Below are 4,101 nucleotides of genomic sequence, written 5' to 3' on the forward strand. Positions count from 1 at the left end.
ATGCTGGCCATGACGAGCGCGCCAGCGCGGACCCTGCGCCTTCTCCGGCGCAGGCCGAGCGGCATTCTGCGAAAGACCAATGCAATTCAGGAGCCACGATGGCAAGGTTTGAAGGCAAGGTGGCCGTGGTGACCGGCGCCGGCGCCGGCATCGGCAAGGCATGTGCTCTCGCCATCGCGCGCGGGGGCGGCAGAGTGGTGGTGGCCGACATTGATGGCTCGGCGGCCATCGCCTGCACCGCGCAGATCGCGGCCGAAGCAGGCCACGCGCTGCCCATAGCCATGGATATCGCCGATGAGCAGGCGGTGGCAGCGCTGTTCGAGACGGCGGAGCGGCACTTCGGGGGGGTCGACCTGCTGGTGAACAATGCGAGCGCCATGCATCTGACCCCGCGCGACTGCGCGATCCTCGACCTGGACCTGGCAGTCTGGGACCAGACCATGGCGACCAATCTGCGCGGCACGCTGCTCTGCTGCCGGCAGGCCATCCCACGGATGATCGACCGCGGCGGTGGCGCGATCGTCAACATGTCGTCGTGCCAAGGGCTCAGCGGTGACACGGCGCAGACGTCCTACGGCGCGTCGAAGGCGGCGATGAACATGCTCTCGGCTTCGCTCGCCACCCAGTACGGTCATGCGCAGATTCGCTGCAACGCGGTTGCGCCGGGTCTTATCATGACCGAGCGTCTCCTTGGCAAGCTGGACGAGTGCATGCAACGGCATCTGCGCCGGCACCAGCTCCTGCAGCGCGTCGGCCGCCCCGAGGACGTGGCCGCGCTCGTGGCGTTCCTGCTCTCCGCCGATGCTGCGTTCATCACCGGCCAGGTCGTGTGCATCGATGGCGGCATGCTGGCGCATGTGCCAACATACGCCGACGGGGGCAACAGCTGCGCCGCGCGCCCTGCCGGCGACACCGAATCGGCGACGGCGGCGCGCTGCTGATGGACATACTGCTCAACCCACTCAACCGTCGGCACCGGCTGCGATCCGACATCCCGGTCATGCCCGGCGCTTTCCCCTTGGTCGGGCATCTTCCCGCCATTGTCTGCGACCTGCCGCGCCTGCTGCAACGCGCAGAACGGACGCTGGGCAGCCACTTCTGGCTGGATTTCGGCCCTGCCGGACATCTGATGACCTGTGTGGATCCGGACGCATTCTCTCTGCTCAAGCACAAGGACGTGTCCTCGGCGCTGATCGAAGAGATCGCGCCCGAATTGCTTGGCGGAACGTTGGTTGCCCTGGACGGCGGCGCGCACCGGCAGGCGCGCGATGCCATCAAGGCAGCGTTCTTGCCCAAGGGGCTGACCCAGGCCGGGATCGGCGACCTGTTCGCGCCGGTCATCCAGGCGCGGGTGCAGGCGTGGCGCGCCCGCGGCGAGGTAACTATCCTGCGCGAGACCGGCGACCTGATGCTGAAGCTCATCTTCAGCCTCATGGGAATCCCCGCGCAGGACCTGCCGGGATGGCATCGCAAGTACCGGCAATTGCTGGAGTTGATCATCGCGCCACCGGTCGACCTGCCCGGATTGCCTTTGCGGCGCGGCCGCTCCGCCCGCGACTGGATCGACGCGCAGTTGCGCCGGTTCGTCCGCGATGCGCGCGCGCATGCCGCGCGCACCGGGTTCATCAACGACATGGTGAGCGCTTTTGACAGCAGCGACGGTCCGCTCTCCGATGACGTCCTGGTCGCGAACATTCGCTTGCTGCTGCTTGCCGGTCACGACACCACTGCCTCGACGATGGCCTGGATCGTGATCGCGCTGGCGAGGCAGCCTGTGCTGTGGGACGCCCTGGTCGAGGAGGCGCAACGCGTGGGCGCGGTGCCGACCCGGCACGCGGACCTGGCGCAGTGTCCGGTCGCCGAGGCCCTGTTCCGCGAGACACTGCGCCTGCATCCGGCGACCACGCTCCTGCCGCGTCGCGCGCTGCAGGAATTGCAACTCGGCCAACGGCGTATTCCCGCGGGCACCCACCTATGCATCCCGCTGCTGCATTTCTCGACCTCGGCGCTGCTGCACGAGGCGCCTGATCAGTTCCGCCTGGCGCGGTGGCTGCTACGCACAGAACCGGTCCGGCCCGTGGACATGCTGCAGTTCGGTACCGGCCCACACGTCTGCATCGGCTACCACCTGGTATGGCTGGAAATGGTGCAGTTCTGCATCGCCTTGGCGCTGACCATGCACAAGGCCGGGGTGCGGCCGCAGTTGCTGAGCGACGTCGAAAAAGGCCGGCGCTATTACCCGACCGCACATCCGTCCATGGCAATCCGCATAGGCTTCTCATGAGCTGGCGTCGCACGCCCTGTGTGGCAAGGCAGCGGCGCGGCGGGGCGCGGCATTGCTGCACTCAGCGCACGCACTCGTGTGACGACTTGCGCTCGCCGTGGCCGTCTCAGCTACAAGGACATGGACAACATGCAAACCGGTTCCACAATACACGACGACCGAACTGGCGTTTCCGCATTCGGCGGGTTGGGCGCGCAGGCGCGCGGCGCATCTGGCGGGCTGCTCCCGGAGATCTGGATGCAGGACGGCGCAAAGCGGGTCGAACAGGCGCTGGCGCGTCTGCTCTGCGCCGAAGACGACGGTAAGACAGAGCTGATGGCAGCCATGCGCTACGCCACCTTGCATGGCGGGAAGCGCACCAGAGCCTTGCTCTGTCTGGCTGCCGGCGCACTGGCGGGCACGCCGGCGCACATGCTCGACGACGTCGGTGCCGCCATCGAGATGATGCACGCCTGTACCCTGGTCCACGACGACCTGCCCGCGATGGACGACGACGTGCTTCGCCGCGGCCTTCCGACCGTGCACGTAAAGTTCGGCGAAGCCACTGCGATCCTGGTCGGCGATGCGCTGCAGGCCCACGCCTTCCTGACCCTGGCGAGCCTGGATGCGCCGGGCGACAATCGTATCGCGCTCGTGCGTGAACTGGCGCAGGCGGTGTCCGCCGAGGGTGCCGCAGGCGGGCAGGCCATGGATTTGTCGCTGGTCGGAAAGCACGCCGGACTGGACAGGATCCTGGCGATGCACCGGATGAAAACCGGAGCGCTAGTGCGCGCGTCGGTTCGCATGGGCGCGCTATACTCCATCGCGGAGGATGCCGCGCACACTACGCTGTACAGTGCACTCGATCGCTACACCGCCTGTTATGGCCTGGCGTTGCAGGTGGCCGACGACATTCTCGACGCGACGGCGAATACCGCGACTCTTGGCAAGACCCCCGGCAAGGACGCGGCCGCGCAGAAGCCGACCTGCGCGTCGATCATGGGGTTGCAGGCAGCGCGCCAGTTCGCGCTGTTTTTGTTGCACGACGCCGGGGAGGCCATCGCCCCTCTGGGGGCGCGTGCGGAAGGGTTGGCGCAGATGCTGCAGCGGGCCAACGTCTATCTGTCCGCGCCATACGCATGAGCGCGCCCATCCATAAGGACTTGCCGCTGTGCTGCTGCGATCGGCCGGCGGGCGCTGCATGCTGCACTGTGTCCGTGTCGGCGGCGACGTGCGCGGCGTCTGCCCGTTTCTGTTCTCATAGCCCTCTGCAGAAGGAAAATCCCGCGTGAACGCGCTGTCCGAACAGATCCTTTCCGAATTGCGCCACCTGCTGAGCGAGATGAGCGACGGCGGCAGCGTCGGTCCGTCCGTATACGACACGGCGCGAGCTCTGCAGTTCGACGGCAAAGTCACCGGTCGGCACGAGGCATATGCGTGGCTCATCGCGCAGCAACAGGCCGATGGCGGATGGGGAGGTGCGGACTTCCCGCTGTTTCGCCATGCGCCCACCTGGGCGGCGCTGCTGGCATTGCAGCGTGCCGATCCTCTTCCCGGCGCCGCCGACGCAGTCCAGGCTGCAATCCGGTTCCTCGAGCGCCAGCCCGATCCCTACGCGCATGCGGTGCCGGAAGACGCGCCCATCGGCGCGGAGCTGATCCTGCCGCAGTTGTGCGACGAGGCCGCATCCTTGCTGGGCGCCTTGGCGTTTCCGCGCCACCCGGCGCTGTTGCCGTTGCGGCAAGCACGCCTGGTCAAGCTGGGGGCTGTGGCGCCCTTGCCGAGCGGCCATCCGTTGCTGCACTCCTGGGAAGCCTGGGGGGCGTCGCCGGCCCCCG

3 protein-coding genes and 1 pseudogene are annotated in these 4,101 nt (G+C 67.5%); all 4 read left to right on the forward strand.

The genetic code is table 11. From position 1 onward, the window contains the following. The first annotated feature begins 98 nt into the window (after nt 1-98). Complete coding sequence (locus NKH35_RS30745) at nt 99-941, forward strand: SDR family oxidoreductase (RefSeq protein WP_352917449.1); 843 nt, start codon at nt 99-101, stop codon at nt 939-941. Continuing rightward, nucleotides 941-2,284 carry a cytochrome P450 gene (locus NKH35_RS30750; protein ID WP_352917451.1) on the forward strand — a complete coding sequence of 448 codons (1,344 nt, stop codon included), beginning with the start codon at nt 941-943 and terminating at the stop codon, nt 2,282-2,284. Before NKH35_RS30745 ends, NKH35_RS30750 begins: the two co-directional genes overlap by 1 nt. Nucleotides 2,285-2,413: 129 nt before the next feature. After that, nucleotides 2,414-3,406 carry a polyprenyl synthetase family protein gene (locus NKH35_RS30755; protein WP_023829753.1) on the forward strand — a complete coding sequence of 331 codons (993 nt, stop codon included), beginning with the start codon at nt 2,414-2,416 and terminating at the stop codon, nt 3,404-3,406. Nucleotides 3,407-3,551: 145 nt separating this feature from the next. Then, nucleotides 3,552-4,101 (forward strand): annotated as a pseudogene (locus tag NKH35_RS30760) (hypothetical protein); the annotation flags it as partial.

Source organism: Mesorhizobium sp. M1143, assembly GCF_040318435.1.
GTDB lineage: Bacteria > Pseudomonadota > Alphaproteobacteria > Rhizobiales > Rhizobiaceae > Mesorhizobium.

What these genes read in the sequence shown, in the direction of transcription:
- NKH35_RS30750 (WP_352917451.1), top strand. Translation starts at nt 941, where the DNA reads ATGGACATACTGCTCAACCCACTCAACCGTCGGCACCGGCTGCGATCC.
- NKH35_RS30755 (WP_023829753.1), top strand. Translation starts at nt 2,414, where the DNA reads ATGCAAACCGGTTCCACAATACACGACGACCGAACTGGCGTTTCCGCA.
- NKH35_RS30745 (WP_352917449.1), top strand. Translation starts at nt 99, where the DNA reads ATGGCAAGGTTTGAAGGCAAGGTGGCCGTGGTGACCGGCGCCGGCGCC.